Source organism: Pseudoalteromonas sp. SG43-6 (genome assembly GCF_014164365.1).
Taxonomy (GTDB): domain Bacteria; phylum Pseudomonadota; class Gammaproteobacteria; order Enterobacterales; family Alteromonadaceae; genus Pseudoalteromonas; species Pseudoalteromonas rhizosphaerae.
Genome location: NZ_JACJEZ010000231.1, coordinates 1 through 247, shown reverse-complemented (window position 1 = coordinate 247; position 247 = coordinate 1). Strand labels below are relative to the sequence as shown.

Below are 247 nucleotides of genomic sequence, written 5' to 3'. Positions count from 1 at the left end.
AAGGAGCCCCCATGCCTGATATTCAACTATTTAAATATTTCGAATCAATTGACGACCCTCGCCAGCAGGGTAAAGTTGTCCATAAACTTTTTGATATCATATTCTTAGCTGTCAGCGCTGTCATACCAATCTGCATAAAGATTAAGTCAATTTTATCCAGTCTCTAGAGCATATGCTTTTAACCGTATCAGGAACAGAAATGAATTTATTCCACGCTTGCGAAACCTGTTCGACTATTTCTTCATAA

1 protein-coding gene is annotated in these 247 nt (G+C 37.7%); it reads left to right on the top strand.

Annotated features, from left to right (window positions below):
* Positions 1 to 11: 11 nt before the first annotated feature.
* Entirely contained in the window at positions 12 to 167 is a 156-nt protein-coding gene (locus tag H5201_RS23650) for a transposase family protein (RefSeq protein ID WP_182785482.1), read from the top strand.
* Positions 168 to 247: the final 80 nt, after the last annotated feature.

Coding starts and splice junctions, on each gene's coding strand:
- H5201_RS23650 (WP_182785482.1), top strand. CDS start 12: ATGCCTGATATTCAACTATTTAAATATTTCGAATCAATTGACGACCCT.